This is a genomic window from Xanthobacter wiegelii (assembly GCF_043193855.2).
GTDB lineage: Bacteria > Pseudomonadota > Alphaproteobacteria > Rhizobiales > Xanthobacteraceae > Xanthobacter > Xanthobacter flavus_A.
Window position 1 is genome coordinate 542,820 of record NZ_CM195529.1, and the last position, 18,505, is coordinate 561,324.

Consider the following 18,505-nt stretch of genomic DNA (forward strand, 5'->3'; position numbering starts at 1 on the left):
CGCCACGGAAAGGCTGCGGCAGCCGCAGGGCAGGGGAAGGACACCGGGGCGAATGGCGGAGCGCATCCGGATGAGCGGCGCGCGGCGCCCGGCGCGTGGGCGCAGGCTGGCGCCCGCCCCGGCGACGGGACGCGCGAACCGCTGCGTCGGCACCCGCGCCGCGCTGTTCGGCTCCGCCCTCCTCGGCTCCACGGCCCTTGCCGGCTCGCCTGCCTTTGCCAGCGGCTGGACCGTCGCCGTCGGCGCGGCCGAGGCGTTGTGGCCGGTGATCGCTTTGTCCGCCTGCGCCGTCGCCGGGCTGATCGCCCTGAGATCGCGGAGCGTTGCGGCCGCGCTTTCCGCCCGCATGGACAAGGCCGAGGCCGAGGCCCGCGATGCCGCCGCCGCCGCCGCCCGGGCGCGGGCGGAAGCCCATGCCGCGCGCACCCTGCTTGCCGCCGGCGCTCCCGCCTTCATGGCCTGGACCGGCCGGACCCTGCCGGTGGACGTGCATGGCACGACGCCGGAAGGCCTGCGCGCCGGCCTCGGCCCCGCCACCACGGCGCTCGACACGGCGCTGGAGCAGTTGCGCCGGGAAGATGGCATTGTGTCGGTTGCCGTGGAGACGCCGGCCGGCCCGGTGCGGCTGGAAGGCCGCAGCCTCGGCGGCGCGGGCGTCCTCCTCGTGCGTCCGGCGGACGCTCCCGACCCAGCCGCGCAAGCCGCGACGACCGGTTTCGCAGAGGCGGAACGGATGGCGCACGGCCTCGCCGCCGCCCTCGATGCCGCGGCTGCGCCGGCCTGGCTGCGGCGGCCGGATGGTGATTTGATCTATGTGAACCCCGCCTTCGCCGCTGCCGTGGGCGCGCCCTCGGCCGAGGAGGCGCGCACGGCCGGTCTCGACCTGCTCGACGCCCGCATCCGCAGCGCCGCTTTGACCGCCGAAGGCACGGCCGGCACCTTCCGCCAGCGGGTGAAGGCGGTGGCAAGCGGCCAGCGCCGGCAGATGGACGTGGTGGAGGTGGCCGGCCCCTTCGGCACAGCCGGCATCGCCATTGACGTGACGGCGGAGGACGCGGCGAAGGCCGAGACCGCCCGCACGGTGGCCGCCCACCAGCGCACGCTGGACCAGCTGACCACCGCCGTGGCCATCTTCGGCGCCGACGAGCGCCTCGTCTTCCACAATGCCGCCTACGAGCGGCTGTTCGACCTTGCCCCCGGCTTCCTCGACCAGCGTCCGCCGGAGAGCGAGATCCTCGAAGACCTGCGCCGCCGCCGCAAGGTGCCCGAGCAGGCCGACTTCCGGGCGTGGCGCGCGCAGTTGCGCGAGGCCTACCGGGCCATCGAGCCGGTGAACGACTGGTGGCACCTGCCCGGCGGGCAGATGCTGCGCGTGGTCATCACCCCCAATGCCGAAGGCGGCATCACCTATCTGTTCGACGATCTGTCCGAGCATCTGGCACTGGAGAGCCGCTACAACAGCCTCATCCGCATCCAGGGCGAGACGCTGGACGGCCTTGCGGAGGCGGTGGCGGTGTTCGGCGCCGACGGGCGGCTCAACCTCTACAACGAAGCCTTCCTCGCGCTCTGGTCCCTGGACGCCCAGGCCATGGGCGACAAGCCCCATGTGGATGCCGTCGCCGCCATGTGCCGCCCGCTCTATGGCGAGACGGCCGCCTTCTCCCGCATCCGGCAGGCGGTGACGGCCATCGGCCCGCGCGAGGCCATGACCCTGCGCTTCGAGCGGCCGGATGGCCGGGTGCTCGACGGCGCCACCCAGCCCTTGCCGGACGGCGGCACCATGGTGACGTTCCGCGATGTCACCGACAGCGTGAAGGTGGAGCGGGCGCTGACCGAGCGCGCCGAGGCGCTGGAGGCGGCGGACAAACTGAAGAACGCCTTCGTCGGCCACGTCTCCTACCACCTGCGCACGCCCCTCAACACCTTGATGGGCTATGCCGACATGCTGCGCGAGGGCCTCGCCGGCCCGCTCAACGACCGCCAGCGCGACTATCTCGACCACATGCACCAGTCCTCGGACCTGCTGCGGGCGCTCATCGACGACATCCTCGACCTCGCCACCATCGACGCCGGCGCCATGGAGCTGGACCTCGCCGAGGTGGACGTGCGCGAGCTGGTGCTCGCCGTCGCCGAGGCGGTGCGCGACAGCGTGGAGGAGGCGCGGCTCGTTCTCGCGGTCAATATCGATCCCGCCGCCGGCACCTTCGTCGCCGACGCGCGGCGGCTGCGGCAGATTCTGTTCAACCTCCTCTCCAATGCCATCGCCGTCTCGCCCGAGGGCGGCACCGTGGCGCTCGGGGCCGCGCGCCGCGACGGGGCGCTGGTGTTCACCGTGCGCGACGAGGGGCCGGGCGTGCCGGCGGAAGTGCGGGAGACGCTGTTCGACCGCTTCGAGAGCCGCAGCGCCGGGCCGCGCCATCGCGGGGTGGGCCTTGGCCTTGCCATCGTGCGCTCCTTCGTGAGCCTGCACGGCGGCTCGGTCACGGTGGGGCCGGCGTCCTCCGCGCGCGGAGCGCTCGCGACCGGAACCCTCGCTGTGGGTACGATTGCGACTTGCATCTTCCCGCTCGACAACGAGCGCCGGCGGGAGGCTGCCGAATGAGCATCCTGCTCGAACGCCTCGAAGGAAAGCCGGTGGCCTGCCGCGTGGTCCTGAAGGACCTCGCCGCCACCACCCGCCTTGCCGCCCTCATCGCCAGCTGGTTCGGGGGCAAGGACACCATCACCCTCACCGGCGACCTCGGCGCCGGCAAGACGGAGCTGGCCCGCGCGCTCATCCGCGCCTTCGCCGATGATCCCGGCGTGGACGTGCCGAGCCCCACCTTCCCGATCCTGATCTCCTACGATTTCCCGCGCGGCCGGGTGGTCCACGCCGACCTCTACCGCATCCAGGAGCCGGACGAACTGGACGAACTCGGCTGGGACGAGATGCGCGAGAACGCGCTGCTCATGGTGGAATGGCCCGAGCGCGCCGAGGAGCGCCTGCCGGCCGACCGCCTCGACGTGGCGCTCTATCTTGCCGCCGGCACACGGGACGCCGCCGATCTCGGCCCGGAGGCGCGCATCGCCATCGTCACCGGCTACGGCAGCTTCGGCGCGCGGCTCGACCGGCTGATGATCGCGCAATCGCTCATCGAGCAGAGCGGCTTCGCCGACGCGGCGCACCGCTTCCTGCAGGGTGACGCCTCCGCCCGCTCCTACAGCCGCCTCGTGCTCGGCGACCGCTCCGCCATCGTCATGAACGCGCCGCGCCAGCCGGACGGGCCGCCGCTGAAGCGCGGCCTGCCCTACAGCCAGCTCGTGCATCTGGCGGAAGACGTGAAGCCCTTCGTCGCCATGGATCGGGCCCTGCTGGCGCAGGGGCTCTCCGCACCGCTGATCTATTCGGCGGATCTGGAGGCGGGCATTCTCGTGCTGGAGGACCTCGGCTCCCAGTTCGTGGTGGCCGGCACCCCGCCCGCCCCGGTGCCGGAGCGCTATCGCCTCGCGGTGGAGGTGCTCGTCACCCTGCACAGCCGCCCCTTGCCGCGCACGCTGAACATCGCGCCACGGGTGGAGCGGGCGCTGCCGTCCTACGACGTCGCCGCCATGCTCACCGAGATTGACCTGATGCTGGACTGGTATCTGCCGTCCCGCGGCATCCGGCTCGACGGCGTGGTGCGGGAGGAGTTCCGCCTGCTGTGGCGCAGCGCGCTCAACTCCGCCATGGCGGAGCCGCCCACCTGGGTGCTGCGCGACTACCACTCGCCCAATCTCATCTGGCTGCCCCACCGCGAGGGCCTGCGCCGCATCGGCCTCATCGATTTCCAGGACGCGGTGATGGGGCCGGCGGCCTATGACGTGGTGTCGCTGGCGCAGGACGCGCGGGTGGACGTGCCGGAGGAGCTGGAGATCGATCTGGTGCGCCGCTACGTGGCGCTGCGGGGCGAGGCGGACCCCGCCTTCGACCCGCGCGGCTTCTCCCGCACCTATGCGCTCATGGGCGTCCAGCGCGCCAGCAAGATCCTCGGCATCTTCACCCGCCTCAACGATCGCGACGGCAAGCCGCACTATCTGAAGCACCTGCCGCGCATCCGCCGCTACCTCGCCCGGTGCCTCGCCCATGAGGAACTGGGCTCGCTGCGCATGTGGTATGAGGCCGTGCTGCCATCGAAGGATCTTTCCGCGTGACCGCTGCCCCCGCCACGCTCGTAGACGCGCCCGCCGCCGGAACCGTCCGGATCGATGCCGCCCGAATCACCACCGCCATGGTGCTCGCCGCCGGCCTCGGCACCCGCATGCGGCCGCTCACCGACACCCGCCCGAAGCCGCTGGTGGTGGTGGAGGGGCGCGCGCTGGTGGACCATGTGCTGGATCGTGTCGCTGCCGCGGGCATTCCGCGCGCCATCGTCAATCTGCACCACCATGCGGACATGCTGGAAGCGCATCTCAAGGCCCGCGCCGGCGCGCCCGAGATCATCCTCTCCGACGAGCGCGGCCTGCTGCTGGAGACCGGCGGCGGCGTGCGCAAGGCGCTGCCGCTGATCGGCGCGGAGCCTTTCCTCGTCATCAATTCCGACACCATCTGGATCGAGGGCATGCGCCCCAACCTCGTGCGGCTCATGGAGCAGTTCGATCCCGAGCGCATGGACGCGCTGCTGCTGCTGGCCTCCGCCGCCCATTCCATCGGCTATGACGGCATGGGCGACTTCCAGATGGACAAGCTCGGCCGGCTGGAGCGCCGGGGCGAGCGCACCATCGCCCCCTTCGTCTATGCCGGCGCCGCCATCCTGAAGCCGGAGCTGTTCGACGATGCGCCGAAGGGGGCCTTCTCGCTCAACCGCGTGTTCGATCGCGCGGCGGCGGCGGAGCGGCTGTTCGGCTTGCGGCTCGACGGCATCTGGATGCATGTGGGCACGCCGGACGCCATCGCCCTGGCCGAGGAGGCTATCGAGCGGTCGAGCGATTGAGGTTTTTCCTCTGGCGGGACTGGGAGTGAAGCCGTGCCGCGCGTGCTGACCATTCCGCCCTCCGCGCCCTTTCTGCCGGTGCTCGCGCGCGCCTTGCTCGATGGCGCGCTGGTGGAAGGATTCGCCCCGCGTCACGATCCGCTGGCGCTGGCCAGCGCCACCGTCTTCCTGCCCACCCGCCGCGCTGGGCGCCTGTTTGCAGAGGCGCTTCTGGAAGCGTCGGGCGGAACGGCGCTGCTGCTGCCGCGCATCGTGCCCCTTGGCGACGTGGACGAGGATGCGCTCGCCTTCTCCGAGGACGCCCCGGTGCTGGCCGCGCCCCACGCCATCGCGCCGGTGCATCGCCGGCTCGTGCTGGCGCGGCTGGTCGCGCACTGGCGTGACACGCTCTCGAAGACGGTGGAGCGGGAGGCGGTCGCCGCCGGCACCGCTTCCACCTTTGCCCTTGCGGATGCGCTGGGTTCGCTGTTCGACGACCTCACCACCGCCGGCCTCGGCGTCGAGCGCATGGACGGGCTCGTGCCGGACGAGCTGGACCGTTATTTCAAGGTGGGGCTGGATTTCGTGCGCATCGCCCGGCGTGCCTTCTCCGCCTATCTCGCTGAGGAGGGCCTCGTGGAGCCCGCCGCCCGCCGCGACGCGCTGGTGGATGCGGAGGCGCGCCGCCTCATCGCGCTGGGCACGGCGGCCGGGCCGGTGATCGCCGCCGGTTCCACCGGCTCCATGCCGGCCACCGCGCGCCTGCTGAAGGCCATCGCCAGCCTGCCCCATGGCGCCGTGGTGCTGCCGGGGCTGGACCTCGACCTCGATGCGCCGTCCTTCGACCGGCTCGCCGATCCGGTGCTCGGCGCGCCCGACCATCCGCAATACGGCCTCGCCCGCCTGCTCGGCACGCTCGGGGTAGAGCGGGGGGAGGTGATCCCGCTGGCTGAGCCGGCCCCGTTCGGCCGCGAGCGGCTGATGGGCGAGGCGCTGCGGCAGGCGGAGACGACCGACCTCTGGGCGACCCTTGCCGACCGCCTGCCGGCGGACGCTCTCGCCGCCGCCATGGCCGGCATCAGCGTCGTGGAGGCCGACGATCCGCGCGCCGAGGCGCTGGCCATCGCGCTCCTGCTGCGCGACAGCCTGGAGCGACCGGGCGAGACGGCGGCCCTCGTTACCCCGGACCGCGATCTCGCCCGGCGGGTGGCGGCGGAGATGGCGCGCTTCGGCGTGGCGCTGGACGATTCCGCCGGCACGCCGCTGGCCGATGCCCCGGCCGGGCGCCTCGCCGGCCTGCTGGTGACGGCGGCGGCGGAAGCGCTGGCGCCGGTGCCGCTGTTTGCCCTCCTCACCCATCCCCGGGCGTGCTTCGGCCTCGATGGGCACGGCAAGGCCGAAGCTGTGGCCGCGCTGGAGCTGGCGGCCCTGCGCGGACCACGCCCTGCTGCCGGCATCGCCGGGCTTCGCGCGGCGCTGGATGCGCACAATCCCGAAGGCTACCGCCGCTCCGATCCGCGCAGCCGCATCGACGGTCCGGCCATCGCCGCCGCGCGCGATCTGGTGCAGCGGCTGGAGGGCGCGCTCGGCCCGCTGCTGGCGATCGGCGACCGGCACGGCGCGGTGCCGCTCGCGGAACTGGTCGCCGCCCATCGCGCCGCCGTGGAGGCCGCCGCCGGCCGGCTCGATCCCGAGGCCGAGGATGCGGCCACGGCCGCGCTGGCCCGGACCTTCCAGACGCTGGAAAGCGCCGCCGGCGACGGCCCGGCGCTCGACCTGTCCTCCTATGCCGACGCGGCGGGCGCGCTCTTCTCCGACACCATGGTGCGCCCGCATGCGGAGCCCCATGCGCGCATCCGCATCCTCGGCCCGCTGGAGGCGCGCCTCGTCCATGTGGACCGCATGGTGCTGGGCGGTCTGGTGGAGGGCTCCTGGCCCACCATTCCCGAGACCGACCCATGGCTCAGCCGCCCGATGCGGGCGCAACTGGGGCTTGACCTGCCGGAGCGGCGCATCGGCCTGTCCGCCCACGATTTCGCGCAAGGCTTCGGCGCGCGCGAGCTGGTGCTCAGCTTCGCCGCCAAGGTGGGCGGAACCCAGAGCGTGCCCTCCCGCTTCGTGCAGCGGCTGAAGACCGTGGCGGGGGAGGCCGAGTGGGACGTCGCCCGCGCGCGCGGCACCCGTTTCGTCCGCGCCGCCCGAAGGCTGGACGAGGCGCCGGCCGTGCCCCGCGCCACCCGCCCCGCGCCCGCCCCGCCGCTGGAGCTGCGCCCGCGCCGGCTCTCGGTGACGGAGATCGAGACGTTCCTGCGCGATCCCTATTCCATCTATGCCCGCCACGTTCTCGGCCTGTCCCCGCTGGACGACCTGGACGCCCCCCCGGGCGGGGCGGAGCGGGGAATGGCGCTGCACGAGGCGGTGGGCCGCTTCACCACCGCCTTCCCGGACGAACTGCCCCCCGACGCGCTGGCGCGGCTGATCGAGGAAGGCGCCCGCGCCTTCGCGCCGCTGAAGGCATTCCCGGCCGAGCATGCTTTGTGGTGGGCGCGGTTCGAGCGGGCGGCGGCCTTCCTCGTCGCTTTCGAGCGCGAGCGGCGGGCGGATCTCGACCGCATCGTCGCCGAGACGAAGGGAAGTCTGGACATTCCGCTGGCTGCCTCCACCTTCCGCCTCACCGGGCGCGCCGATCGCATCGAGATCAAGCGCGACGGCACGCTCGCCATCATCGACTACAAGACCGGCACCGCGCCGAGCGCGAAACAGGCCGCCTCCCTCTCCCCGCAACTGCCGCTCGAAGCGGCCATGGCCCGGCGCGGCGGGTTCGAAGGTGTGCCCGGGGCGCCGGTCGAGGAACTGACCTATGTGGAGCTGAAGGGCGGGGCCGAGGGCGGCGCGGAGAAGCCGGTGAAGGTGAAGGACCGCTCCACCCACGATCTCGCCGAGGATGCCCTCGCTGGCCTCGAAGGCCTGCTGAAGGCATTCGAGAATTTGGCGCAGGGCTATCGCTCCCTCGCCGCGCCGCAATGGTCCGGCCGCTATGGGGATTACGACCACCTCGCCCGCGTGCGCGAATGGGCGCTGGCCGGGGAGGAAAGCGAATGAGCGGCGCCACTCCTCTCGCCACCGGCCCCAAGGCGGAAGCCACCCGCCGCCAGTCGGACGCGTCGCACCCCGCCGTGTCTGCCTGGGTTTCGGCCAATGCCGGCTCGGGCAAGACCCATGTGCTGGCGCGGCGCGTCATCCGCCTCCTGCTCGCCGGCACGCCGCCGGGGCGCATCCTGTGCCTCACTTATACCAAGGCGGCGGCGGCCAACATGGCGAACCGCGTGCTCGCCATCCTCGGCCGCTGGGCGCGCATGGATGACGCCGCGCTCGATGCCGCCATCGCCGAGACGGTGGGCGAGCCGGCGGACGCCGCGCTGCGCGCCCGGGCGCGCCGGCTGTTCGCGGCGGCGCTGGAGACGCCGGGCGGGCTGAAGATCCAGACCATCCACGCCTTCTGCGGCGGCCTATTGCATCGCTTCCCGTTCGAGGCGGACGTGGCGGCCGGCTTCCGCGAGCTGGACGAGGTGGCCCGGCGCGAATTGATGGCCCGCATCCGCGCCGACCTCGTGGTGGCGGCGAGCCTTGCCCCCGCATCCCCGGCCGGCGAGGCGCTGGCGCGGCTGACGGAGGAAATGTCCGACAGCGGCCTCACCAGCCTCATCGAGGCGGCGGTGGCGCTGCGTGCGCGCATTCTGCCCCTGGGCGACACCCCCGCCGCCCGCCGCGCCGCCGTGGCGCGGGCGCTGGGGCTTCCGGCGGGGCTCACGGTTGCCGATGTGGAAGCCGAGATGCTGGCGAGCCCGCATCTGCCGCGCTCCGAATGGGAGAGCGTGGCGGCGACGCTCGCCACCTCCGACAAGACCACCGACCGCAAGCGCGCCGACGACCTCGCGGCCGCCGCTGCGGCGGGCGATGACGCCTCGGCCCTTGTCGCCTATCGCGGCGTATTCTTCGGCTCGGATGGCCCGCGCTCGGACAAGAACCTCATCACCAAGGGCATGGGCACGCGCGAGCCGGACCTTCTCGCCCGCTTCACCGCCGAGCGCGACCGCCTCGCGGGGCTCGACGACCGGCTCAAGGCCGCCTGGACGCTGGAGCGCACCGGCGCGGCCCTCACCCTCGGCGCCGAAGCCTGCCGGGCCTACGAGGCCGCGAAGGCGGCGCGCGGGCTGCTCGATTTCGACGACCTCATCACCAAGGCGGCGGCGCTGCTCGCCGAGCAGCCGACCTTCGTGCAGTTCAAGCTCGACCAGGGCATCGACCACATTCTCGTGGACGAGGCACAGGATACGAGCCCCGAGCAGTGGAAGGTGGTGGAGGGCCTCGCCTCCGACTTCTTCTCCGGCGCGGGCGCGCGGGCGGGCGTGACGCGCACCATCTTCGTGGTGGGCGACGAGAAGCAGTCCATCTTCTCCTTCCAGGGCGCCGATCCGCGCGCCTTCGGCGCCATGCGCGCGACCTTCGAGCGCAAGGTGGGGGCGGAGGGCTTCCGCCGGGTGGAACTGCCCCACTCCTTCCGTTCGGCGCCGGGCGTGCTGGAGGCGGTGGACGCCATCTTCAAGAGCGCCGATGCGCATGCGGGGCTTACGCTGGATGGGGTGGGCCCCGTCCACGCCGCCATCCGCGCCGATGCGCCCGCCCTGGTGGAGATCTGGCCCACCACCGTGCCCGAGCCCCATCCCGAGCCCGACAATTGGCGCCGGCCGCTGGACGAGGTGCCCACCGACGATCCCGTCAGCCGGCTTGCCGCGCGCATCGCGAGCTTCATCCAGGCGGGTATCGCGAACGGCCTCGCCATGCCCTCCCGTGACGGGCGGCCCATGCGGGCCGGCGATGTTCTGGTGCTGGTGCGCCGGCGCGGGCGGGTGTTCGAGGCGGTCATCCGCGCGCTGAAGGAATTGAAGGACCCGCGCGTGCAGGTGGCCGGCGCGGACCGGCTCGTGGTGCCCGAGCACATCGCCGCCCTCGATTTGATGGCGCTGGGCGATGCGCTGCTCTCGCCGCACGACGATCTCTCGCTCGCGTCCGTGCTGAAAAGCCCGCTGTTCGGCTTCACCGACGACGATCTCATGCGCCTGTGCCCGCAGCGCAAGGGGACGCTCGCCTCCGTGCTCGCCGCCTCGGACGACGCACGCCACCGCGCCGCCGCCGCCCGGCTCGCCGGCTGGAAGGCGGAGGCGGAGGGGCTGCGGCCGTTCGACTTCTATGGCCGGGTGCTCGGCCGCGACGGCGGGCGGCGGGCCATGCTGGCGCGGCTCGGCCCCGAGGCGGCGGACGTGCTGGACGAATTCATGGCCCTCGCCCGCACCTATGAGGGGGCGGAGCCCGCGAGCCTCGCCGGCTTCCTCGCCTTTCTCAGGCGCGGCGGGGCCGAGACCAAGCGCGACATGGAGAGCGGGCGCGACGAGGTGCGGGTGATGACCGCCCACGGGGCCAAGGGGCTGGAGGCGCCCCTCGTCATCCTCGCCGACACGGTGGACATGCCCCGGCCTCGCATCGCTGGCGGCCTCCTCACTTTGCCGGGGGAGGGCGTGCCCGTGCTGGCGCCGCGCAAGGCGGAAGACCCGGAGGTGCTCGCCACCGCCCGCGCCGCCGCCGCCGCGCGGGAGCTGGAGGAATATCGCCGGCTCTTCTATGTCGCGCTCACCCGCTCCGAGGATGCCCTCGTCATCTGCGGCGCCGAGACCCGTTCACCGGCCAAGGATAAGCCCCACGCCCGGCCCGAGGGTTGCTGGTACGACCTCGCCCGCGCGGCGCTGGAGCCGGAGGCCGACGCCGGGCCAGCGCTGGGCTTCGAGGGCGAGGTGCTGCGCTGGCGCCGGGGTCCGGGGCTGAAGGTGGCGGGTGGTGCGGCGGTGCCGGCAGCGGTCGAGCCAGAGGAAGCCCTCTCCTTCCCCCATCCCCCGCCGCCCGAGGCGGTGATGCGGCGGCTGCGCCCATCCGGCATCGAAAGTGGCGCTGTGCCCGTCCGCCCGTCCGCGCCCGCGCCGCTGCCCGAGAGCGCCTTGCCGCCGCTCCTGCGCGGCGATCTCATCCACCGCCTGCTGGCCGGTCTGCCGGAGGTGGCCGAAGCGGAGCGGGAGGCCGCCGGCCTGCGCCTGCTCCGCCATGCGGCCGACGGGGTGGACGATGCGGCGCACCGTGTGATTCTCGCTGAGGCGCTGGCCGTGCTCGGCCATGCGCCGCTCGCGGAGCTGTTCGGCGCCGGAAGCCGGGCCGAGGTGCCGGTGATCGGGCGCATTTCGGGGGCGGGTGGGGAGGTGTTCGCCGTCAGCGGCCGCATCGACCGGCTGGTCGTGCGCCCGGACCGCATCCTCGTCGTCGATTTCAAGACCGACCGGGTGCCGCCTTCCGACCCCGCCGAGGCCGGTGAAAGCTATGTTTCCCAGCTCGCAATCTACGGCGCCATTCTGTCGCAGGCGTTCGGCGGGCGTCCCGTGGAGGCGCGGATCGTCTATACGGCCGGGCCGCGTGTGGTGCCGCTCTTCCCCGACCGGCTGGAGGCCGCGCTGGCCCGGCTCGGTGTTTCCTCACCATCTTTCATGACGCCGAGCGTCAAGGGCGCGTGAAGCCGCCTTGACGGAGAGGGGAGGGGGTACCTACGTTCTCCCCCAACATCCAGTGGTTCTCCCCGTTCTGCCCTACGAGGTATGTCATGGCCGTCGAGAAAGTTTCCGATCAGAATTTCGATCAGGACGTGCTGAAGTCCAGCGCTCCGGTCATCGTCGACTTCTGGGCGGAGTGGTGCGGCCCCTGCCGCATGGTTGCCCCCATTCTGGAGGAAGTCTCCGGCGAGCTGGGCGAGAAAGTCCGCATCGTGAAGCTGAACGTGGACGAAAATCCGCAGACGGCATCCAAGTACGGCATCATGTCCATCCCGACCCTGCTCCTGTTCAAGGACGGCAAGATCGCCTCCCGCCAGGTGGGCGCCGCCCCCAAGGCCAAGCTGGTGCAGTGGATCAACGGCTCCATCTGACCACTTCGGGTCCCGAAACGCGAAAAAGCCCCCGGCTCGGGGGCTTTTTTGCGTTGGGGGATGGAGCGTGTCAGCCGAGGCTGGCCATGAGCTTGCCCGCGGCGGTGACCCGCTCCACCGTGAATGCGGAGGCGGCGCGCACGCGCCACGGCCGGTCGAGGCAGAGGCTGGCATCGTTCAGCCTTGAGGCCTCGGCCTGCGCCTCTCCCTCGCTCGCGAAGCGATGGGCCTCGCGGGGGAAGAAGGCGCCGCCGGGAATGATCACGGCTTCGCCGTCCTGCGTATCGATCCGCGTCTCGCTACCGTCGAAGAAGACCCACCCGCATGGCGCACCCGGCACGGAACGGGCAATCACATGGGCGAGGGAGAGGGGGACGCGGCGGCGCGTGGGCTGCCAGCGTGGCATACGGAAACTGAACATCGGACTCGTCGTCCTCTATCGCCCCTGAGGTGTCTTCCCAGTGGAAATGCTCTAGAGGGCCGGACCGTTCCAACCTGCGACGCGATGAACGTTTACAGGAAGTTGCCCAGTGCGAGGCTCAAGCTGGCGGAATCGCGCAGATTCAATAGCTGACCGCGGCGAGATAGAGCCCGGCCGCCGGCGCCATGGGGCCGCAGCGGGTGCGGTCGGCGGCGGCGAGAGCGGCGGCAAGATCGTCCGCGCTCCAGCGGCCTTCGCCCACCCGCATCAGTGAGCCCACCATGGAACGCACCTGATGGTGCAGGAAGGACCGCGCCGAGGTGACGACGCGGATCTCGTCGCCGTGGCGGGTCACGTCGAGCTGGTCCAGCGTCTTCATGGGCGAGGCGGCCTGGCACTCGGCGGCGCGGAAGGTGGAGAAATCGTGCCGACCCAGAAGGCGCTGAGCCGCGACGTGCATGGCGTCTGCATCGAGCTTCTGCGGAATGCGCCAGGCCCGGTCGCGATCGAGCGCGAGATCGGGGCGGCGGTTGACGATGCGGTAGAGGTAATGCCGCTTGGTGGCGGAGAAGCGGGCGTCGAAGCTGTCCGGCACACGCTCGGCGGCAAGCACGGCCACCGGATGGGGGCGAAGCTGGGCCGTCATGGCGTCCCGCACCGTGTCGGTGCGCCAGTCCTTGCTCAGGTCCACATGGGCGACCTGCCCGGTGGCATGGACCCCGGCGTCGGTGCGGCCGGCACCCGCCACCGTCACCTTCTCTCCGCAGAAGCGCTCGAACGCCTCGGCCAGAACGCCCTGCACGGTGGGTAGCTCGGCCTGCATCTGCCAGCCGGCGAAGGGGGTGCCATCATATTCGATGGTAAGCTTGTAGCGGGGCATGGCGGGTGGCCGCCGTCAGGCGAGCCGGCTTCCGGGGGGCACGGCATTGCCGCGCAGGAACGTCTCCGCCCCCATGGGCTGCTTGCCGGCCTTCTGCAGTTCCACGAGCCGCACCGCGCCCGTCCCGCAGGCGATGGTGAGGCGGTCGTCCAGCACCGTTCCGGGCGCGGCGGAGCCGACCGCCAGCGTGGAGCGCAGCACCTTCACCCGCGCCTCTTCGGAGCCGAGGGGGAACCAGGCGCCGGGGAAGGGGGAGAGGCCGCGGATGCGGTCGTGCACCTCCTGGGCGGGCCTGGACCAGTCGATGCGGGTCTCGGCCTTCTCGATCTTGGCGGCATATTCCACGCCGGTTGGCGGTTGGGGCGTGAAGGCGAGGCCGCCGCGCTCCAGCGCGGCCAGCGCCCGGCCCATGAGGTCGGCGCCGATCACCATCATGCGGTCGTGCAATTCGCCGGCGGTCATGTCCGGCCCGATGGGGATGCGCTCGACGAGGCCCACGGGCCCGGTGTCCAGCCCCGCCTCCATCTGCATCACCGCGACGCCGGTCTCCCGGTCGCCGGCCATGATGGCGCGCTGGATGGGCGCGGCGCCGCGCCAGCGCGGCAGGAGGGAGCCGTGCAGGTTCAGGCAGCCGAGGCGCGGCGCATCAAGGATGGCCTGCGGCAGGATGAGGCCGTAGGCCACCACCACCGCCACGTCCGCCCCATGGGCGCGGAAGGTCTCGGCCGCCTCTTCCCCGCGCAGGCTCTTCGGCGTGAACACCGGCAGGCCGAAGCGCTCGGCCACCGCATGGACGGGCGAGGGGGTGAGGTCGAGCCCGCGCCGGCCGGCGGGGGCGGGGGCACGGGTATAGACCGCCACCACCTCATGGCCGCGCCCGACGATTTCCGAGAGGGTGGGCACGGCGAAATCCGGCGTGCCCATGAAGACGATGCGCATGAACCCTCGGTGTTTGACCCTCGTGCCCCGTGATCGCCCGCCGCGGCGGGTTCAGGCCTCGGCCTTGTGCTTCGCCTGCTTGGTGAATTTCTTGATGACCCGGTCGCGCTTCAGCTTGGAGATGTGATCGATGAAGAGCACGCCGTTGAGGTGGTCGATCTCATGCTGCACGCAGGTGGCGAACAGGCCCTCGGCCTCCACCTCCCGCGTCTTGCCCTCCACGTCCAGGAAACGCACCGCCACCTTCGCCGGGCGCTCGACCTCCTCGTAATATTCGGGGATGGAGAGGCAGCCCTCGCTGTAGATGGAGGTTTCCTCCGAGGCGGCGATGATTTCCGGATTGATGAGGGCGAGGGGCTTCTTGTTCTCGCCGTCGCGCGCCACGTCGATGGTGATGACGCGGCGCTGCACGCCCACCTGTATGGCCGCCAGCCCGATGCCGGGGGCGTCGTACATGGTCTCGAACATGTCCTCGACCAGCTTGCGCACCTCGCTGTCGATCTTTTCGACCGGGGCGGAAAGCGTGCGCAGCTTGGGCTCGGGGATGATGAGGATGGGCCGGATCGTCATTCGAGCGAGATAAGCGAAGCTGCCGCACAGGTCAACATGTTCGCCGTTTGTTCAGAGGAGAGAATCGCGTAAGTAAAGCCATGCCGGTTGTGCTCTTCACCCTGGGCGGGCGGTCCTTCACCTTGGCTGAGGCGGCTGCGGTCGCCGCGGGGGTGCTGGCGCTGCTGCTGTTCCTCGTTCTTGTGACGCTCGTCCGACAGTCGCGAGCGCGCGCCGCCGCAGCGTCCGAGGAGGCGCTCAGGCGCGACGAGATGGACCGCCGCCTGCGCGAGCTGGTCCGCGTCCAGTCCGAGACCGCCGGCCGCGTGCAGAGCATGACGGAGATCCTCGCCCAAAGGCAGAGCGAACTCGCCCGCGCCGTCTCCGACCGCCTCGACCAGACCTCCCACCGGCTGGGAGAGACCCTCTCCACCGCCGCCCGCGCCACCCATGAGAGCCTGACGCGCATCGCCGAGCGGCTCGTCATGGTAGAGACGGCCGAGCGCACGCTCGGCGATCTTTCCGCGCAGGTGGTGTCGCTGCGCGAGACGCTCGCCAACAAGCAGGCGCGCGGCGCCTTCGGGCAGGCGCGCATGGAGGCCATCGTCGCCGACGGGCTGCCGCGCGGCAGCTTCGCCTTCCAGTATACCCTCTCCAACGGCAAGCGGCCGGACTGCGCCATCTTCCTGCCCGGGGATCAGCGCCCGCTGCTGGTGGATTCCAAATTCCCGCTGGAGGCCGTCACCGCCTTCCGCGAGGCGCCGTCCCCGGAGCACCGAAAAGCTGCCGGCCAGCGCCTGCGCAACGATCTGCTGAAGCACGTCTATGACGTGGCCGAGCGCTATTTCATCCCCGGCGAGACGCAGGACGTGGCGCTGATCTTCGTGCCGTCGGAATCCGTCTACGCCGAGATCAGCGAGCATTTCGACGGCGTGGTGCAGGAGGCGTACCGGCTGCGCGTGGTGCTCGTCTCGCCCTCCCTGCTGATGCTGGCGGTGCAGGTGGTGCAGGCCATCGCCAAGGATGCCCGCATGCGCGAGGAGGCGGACCGCGTGCGGGCGGAGGTCGGCGCGCTGGTGGACGATGTGAGCCGCCTGCGCGAGCGGGTGGGCGACCTCGCCAAGCATTTCGCGCAAGTGGGCGACGACGTGCAGCGCGTCATCATCTCCGCCGACAAGATCGCCCGGCGCGGCCTCAGGCTGGAGCAGCTCGATTTCGACGCGCCCGGCCCGGCGCCCTCAGCGCCGACCGAGTGAGAGGGCAGCCATGCCGAAACACCGCATCACCACCACCAGCTTCGCCAGCGTGTATCCGCTCTATGTCGCCAAGGCCGAGCGCAAGGGGCGCACCCGGGCGGAGGTGGATACGATCATCCGCTGGCTGACGGGCTATTCCGACACCGAGCTTGCCGCCATCGCCGCCGGCACCACCGATTTCGAGACCTTCTTCGCCGAGGCGCCCGCGCCCAATCCCGCCCGCTTTTTGATCACGGGGGTGGTCTGCGGCGTGCGCGTGGAAGAGATCGCCGAGCCGACCATGCGGGAAATACGGTATCTTGATAAGCTGATCGACGAGCTGGCGCGCGGGCGCCCGCTGGAGAAGATCCTGCGCAAGGGTTGAGGGCTGTTGATGCGCCCCTCCCGGAGGGCTGTGCCATCTTGCGCAGCGGCATCCAAGGCGGGATGCTGGAGACCGAGATGAATCGCGCCGGTTGTGGCGCGCCCGTGACCTTTAAGGACGAAATGCCTGAACTGCCCGAGGTGGAAACCGTCCGCCGCGGCCTGATGCCCGTCTTGCAGGGCGCCGTGATCGAAAGCGCCGAGGCGCGCCGCCCGGACCTGCGCTGGCCGCTGCCCGAGAACTTCGCCGAACGCCTGGCCGGCCGCCGCGTGGAGGCCATCGGCCGCCGCGCCAAATATCTGCTCGCCGACCTCGACGGGGGCGAGGTGATGATCCTGCACCTCGGCATGTCCGGATCCATCCGCGTGGAGGGCGCGCACGCGCGCCGGACGGGTGTCTTCCACTATCCCCGCGCCGAGGCCGGCCCGCACGACCACGTGGTGCTGCACCTCGCCGGCGGCACTACCATCACCTTCAACGACCCGCGCCGCTTCGGCGCCATCCTCATCGTGCCCTACGACCGGCTGGAGAGCCATCCGCTCCTCGCCGGCCTCGGCCCCGAGCCGCTGGGCAACGCCTTCCATGCGGATTATCTCGCGAGCGCCTTCGCCCGCCGCAGCACCTCGCTGAAGGCGGCGCTGCTGGACCAGAAGCTGGTGGCGGGACTAGGCAACATCTATGTGTGCGAGGCGCTGTTCCGCGCCGGCCTCTCGCCCCGGCGCCTCGCCCACACCATCGTGACCAAGGACGGCAGGCCGACCCAACGGGCGGAGCGTCTCGTCACCGCCATCCGCGACGTGCTGCGCGAGGCCATCCAGGCCGGCGGCTCGTCGCTCCGCGACCACAAGCAGGTGAGCGGAGAGCTGGGCTACTTCCAGCACACCTTCCGCGTCTACGACCGCGAGGGCGAGCCCTGCCGCACCCGGCATTGCAAGGGCACGGTCCAGCGCATCGTGCAGAGCGGGCGCTCCACCTTCTTCTGCCCAACCTGCCAGAGATAGCCGCGCAGAGAAGGCGCAGCCCCGCACGGCGACTGTGCGAGGCTGCCACTTCGCATCAATGCCGAGGCACGGTAGAGCACGTTACCCCTGCGCGCGAGGCGCGGCTGAGGACATCGACCGGTGTCACGCCGGCTGAGGAGGAGATGAGGATGGCTTACGAGACGATCCTGGTGGAGGTGGACGAGCGGGTCGGCATCATCCGGCTGAACCGCCCGCAGGCGCTGAACGCGCTCAACGCCCAGCTCATCAACGAGCTGAACGCCGCCCTCGACGGGCTCGAGGCCGACCGCAACATCGGTTGCATCATCCTCACCGGCTCGGAAAAGGCGTTCGCCGCCGGCGCCGACATCAAGGCGATGCAGAACTTCACCTATCCGGACACGTATCTCGACGACTACATCACCTCCTGGGAGCGCCTCTCGCGCACCCGCAAGCCGGTGATCGCGGCGGTCGCCGGCTTCGCGCTGGGCGGTGGCTGCGAGCTCGCCATGATGTGCGACTTCATCCTTGCCGCCGACACCGCGAAATTCGGGCAGCCGGAGATCAAGCTCGGCGTCATGCCCGGCTCGGGCGGCACCCAGCGCCTGACGCGCTTCGTCGGCAAGTCCAAGGCCATGGAGATGTGCCTGACCGGCCGGCTGATGGATGCGGTGGAAGCCGAGCGCTCCGGCCTCGTCTCCCGCATCATCCCCGCCGCCGATCTGATGACCGAGGCGCTGAAGGTGGCCAAGGTGATCGCCGGCATGTCGCTGCCCGTCGCCATGCAGACCAAGGAGGCGGTGAACCGCTCGTATGAGACCTCGCTCGCCGAGGGAATCCGCTTCGAGCGCCGGGTGTTCCAGTCCCAGTTCGGCCTTCCGCACCAGAAGGAAGGCATGAGCGCCTTCATCGAAAAGCGCCCCCCCGACTTCAAGGCCTGACGACCACGCGGGTGCCGCCCCACCGGCCGCACCCGCCTTCCCCATCTTTCCACGGAAGAGCGCAAGGAGCGTGTTGACAAGCAAGCCGCCCCCCCTCTATGTGTCGCGCTCCCTTCCGGCCCCAACCGGACGGGGCCCAGGTGGCGGAATTGGTAGACGCGCTGGTTTCAGGTACCAGTGGTGAAAGCCGTGGAGGTTCGAGTCCTCTCCTGGGCACCATCGCTCC

General features: G+C 71.4%; 14 protein-coding genes and 1 tRNA gene. 11 read left to right on the forward strand and 4 right to left on the reverse strand.

From position 1 onward, the window contains the following. Positions 1–52: 52 nt before the first annotated feature. The 6 genes from V5F63_RS02475 (at position 53) to trxA (ending at position 11,949) form a co-directional block, all read left to right on the forward strand. Positions 53–2,602, forward strand: a complete 2,550-nt coding sequence (locus V5F63_RS02475; protein ID WP_394101480.1) for a PAS-domain containing protein — start codon at positions 53–55, stop codon at positions 2,600–2,602. Beyond that, complete coding sequence (gene tsaE, locus V5F63_RS02480) at positions 2,599–4,170, forward strand: tRNA (adenosine(37)-N6)-threonylcarbamoyltransferase complex ATPase subunit type 1 TsaE (RefSeq protein ID WP_394101481.1); 1,572 nt, start codon at positions 2,599–2,601, stop codon at positions 4,168–4,170. Before V5F63_RS02475 ends, tsaE begins: the two co-directional genes overlap by 4 nt. Positions 4,171–4,247: 77 nt before the next feature. After that, the gene (locus V5F63_RS02485) at positions 4,248–4,949 is read left to right on the forward strand and encodes a nucleotidyltransferase family protein (protein WP_394101600.1); all 702 of its coding nucleotides are present in this window, start codon (positions 4,248–4,250) and stop codon (positions 4,947–4,949) included. Between the two features lie 33 nt (positions 4,950–4,982). Next, positions 4,983–8,030 carry a double-strand break repair protein AddB gene (gene addB / locus V5F63_RS02490; protein ID WP_394101482.1) on the forward strand — a complete coding sequence of 1,016 codons (3,048 nt, stop codon included), beginning with the start codon at positions 4,983–4,985 and terminating at the stop codon, positions 8,028–8,030. Then, complete coding sequence (addA, locus tag V5F63_RS02495) at positions 8,027–11,542, forward strand: double-strand break repair helicase AddA (protein ID WP_394101483.1); 3,516 nt, start codon at positions 8,027–8,029, stop codon at positions 11,540–11,542. Before addB ends, addA begins: the two co-directional genes overlap by 4 nt. 86 nt (positions 11,543–11,628) lie before the next feature. Then, positions 11,629–11,949, forward strand: a complete 321-nt coding sequence (gene trxA, locus V5F63_RS02500) for a thioredoxin (protein WP_024276966.1) — start codon at positions 11,629–11,631, stop codon at positions 11,947–11,949. 70 nt (positions 11,950–12,019) lie between these two features. On the opposite strand, the gene V5F63_RS02505 is transcribed toward trxA, so the two are convergent. From V5F63_RS02505 to def, 4 genes are all read right to left on the reverse strand, one after another. Continuing rightward, positions 12,020–12,370, reverse strand: a complete 351-nt coding sequence (locus V5F63_RS02505; RefSeq protein ID WP_394101484.1) for a hypothetical protein — start codon at positions 12,368–12,370, stop codon at positions 12,020–12,022. A 142-nt stretch (positions 12,371–12,512) separates the two neighbouring features. Next, positions 12,513–13,250 (reverse strand): tRNA pseudouridine(38-40) synthase TruA, encoded by a 738-nt coding sequence (gene truA, locus V5F63_RS02510; protein ID WP_394031243.1) that lies wholly within the window; start codon positions 13,248–13,250, stop codon positions 12,513–12,515. Between the two features lie 15 nt (positions 13,251–13,265). Then, complete coding sequence (gene fmt, locus V5F63_RS02515; protein WP_394101485.1) at positions 13,266–14,189, reverse strand: methionyl-tRNA formyltransferase; 924 nt, start codon at positions 14,187–14,189, stop codon at positions 13,266–13,268. A gap of 51 nt (positions 14,190–14,240) precedes the next feature. Further along, entirely contained in the window at positions 14,241–14,759 is a 519-nt protein-coding gene (def, locus tag V5F63_RS02520) for a peptide deformylase (RefSeq protein ID WP_209487553.1), read from the reverse strand. A gap of 80 nt (positions 14,760–14,839) precedes the next feature. On the opposite strand from def, the gene V5F63_RS02525 reads away from it, so the two are divergent. The 5 genes from V5F63_RS02525 (at position 14,840) to V5F63_RS02545 (ending at position 18,498) form a co-directional block, all read left to right on the forward strand. Continuing rightward, positions 14,840–15,994 carry a DNA recombination protein RmuC gene (locus tag V5F63_RS02525; RefSeq protein ID WP_394101486.1) on the forward strand — a complete coding sequence of 385 codons (1,155 nt, stop codon included), beginning with the start codon at positions 14,840–14,842 and terminating at the stop codon, positions 15,992–15,994. 10 nt (positions 15,995–16,004) lie between these two features. After that, complete coding sequence (locus tag V5F63_RS02530; RefSeq protein ID WP_394031248.1) at positions 16,005–16,358, forward strand: DUF2200 domain-containing protein; 354 nt, start codon at positions 16,005–16,007, stop codon at positions 16,356–16,358. Positions 16,359–16,480: 122 nt separating this feature from the next. Continuing rightward, positions 16,481–17,359 carry a bifunctional DNA-formamidopyrimidine glycosylase/DNA-(apurinic or apyrimidinic site) lyase gene (gene mutM / locus V5F63_RS02535; RefSeq protein ID WP_394101487.1) on the forward strand — a complete coding sequence of 293 codons (879 nt, stop codon included), beginning with the start codon at positions 16,481–16,483 and terminating at the stop codon, positions 17,357–17,359. A gap of 149 nt (positions 17,360–17,508) precedes the next feature. After that, positions 17,509–18,279, forward strand: coding sequence for an enoyl-CoA hydratase (locus V5F63_RS02540; protein ID WP_209487557.1), 771 nt, complete (start codon positions 17,509–17,511; stop codon positions 18,277–18,279). A 134-nt stretch (positions 18,280–18,413) separates the two neighbouring features. Continuing rightward, positions 18,414–18,498: transfer RNA gene (locus tag V5F63_RS02545), tRNA-Leu, on the forward strand. Positions 18,499–18,505: the final 7 nt, after the last annotated feature.

Coding starts and splice junctions, on each gene's coding strand:
- V5F63_RS02475 (WP_394101480.1), top strand. CDS start 53: ATGGCGGAGCGCATCCGGATGAGCGGCGCGCGGCGCCCGGCGCGTGGG.
- tsaE (WP_394101481.1), top strand. CDS start 2,599: ATGAGCATCCTGCTCGAACGCCTCGAAGGAAAGCCGGTGGCCTGCCGC.
- V5F63_RS02485 (WP_394101600.1), top strand. CDS start 4,248: ATGGTGCTCGCCGCCGGCCTCGGCACCCGCATGCGGCCGCTCACCGAC.
- addA (WP_394101483.1), top strand. CDS start 8,027: ATGAGCGGCGCCACTCCTCTCGCCACCGGCCCCAAGGCGGAAGCCACC.
- trxA (WP_024276966.1), top strand. CDS start 11,629: ATGGCCGTCGAGAAAGTTTCCGATCAGAATTTCGATCAGGACGTGCTG.
- V5F63_RS02505 (WP_394101484.1), bottom strand. CDS start 12,370: ATGTTCAGTTTCCGTATGCCACGCTGGCAGCCCACGCGCCGCCGCGTC.
- truA (WP_394031243.1), bottom strand. CDS start 13,250: ATGCCCCGCTACAAGCTTACCATCGAATATGATGGCACCCCCTTCGCC.
- fmt (WP_394101485.1), bottom strand. CDS start 14,189: ATGCGCATCGTCTTCATGGGCACGCCGGATTTCGCCGTGCCCACCCTC.
- def (WP_209487553.1), bottom strand. CDS start 14,759: ATGACGATCCGGCCCATCCTCATCATCCCCGAGCCCAAGCTGCGCACG.
- V5F63_RS02525 (WP_394101486.1), top strand. CDS start 14,840: ATGCCGGTTGTGCTCTTCACCCTGGGCGGGCGGTCCTTCACCTTGGCT.
- V5F63_RS02530 (WP_394031248.1), top strand. CDS start 16,005: ATGCCGAAACACCGCATCACCACCACCAGCTTCGCCAGCGTGTATCCG.
- mutM (WP_394101487.1), top strand. CDS start 16,481: ATGCCTGAACTGCCCGAGGTGGAAACCGTCCGCCGCGGCCTGATGCCC.
- V5F63_RS02540 (WP_209487557.1), top strand. CDS start 17,509: ATGGCTTACGAGACGATCCTGGTGGAGGTGGACGAGCGGGTCGGCATC.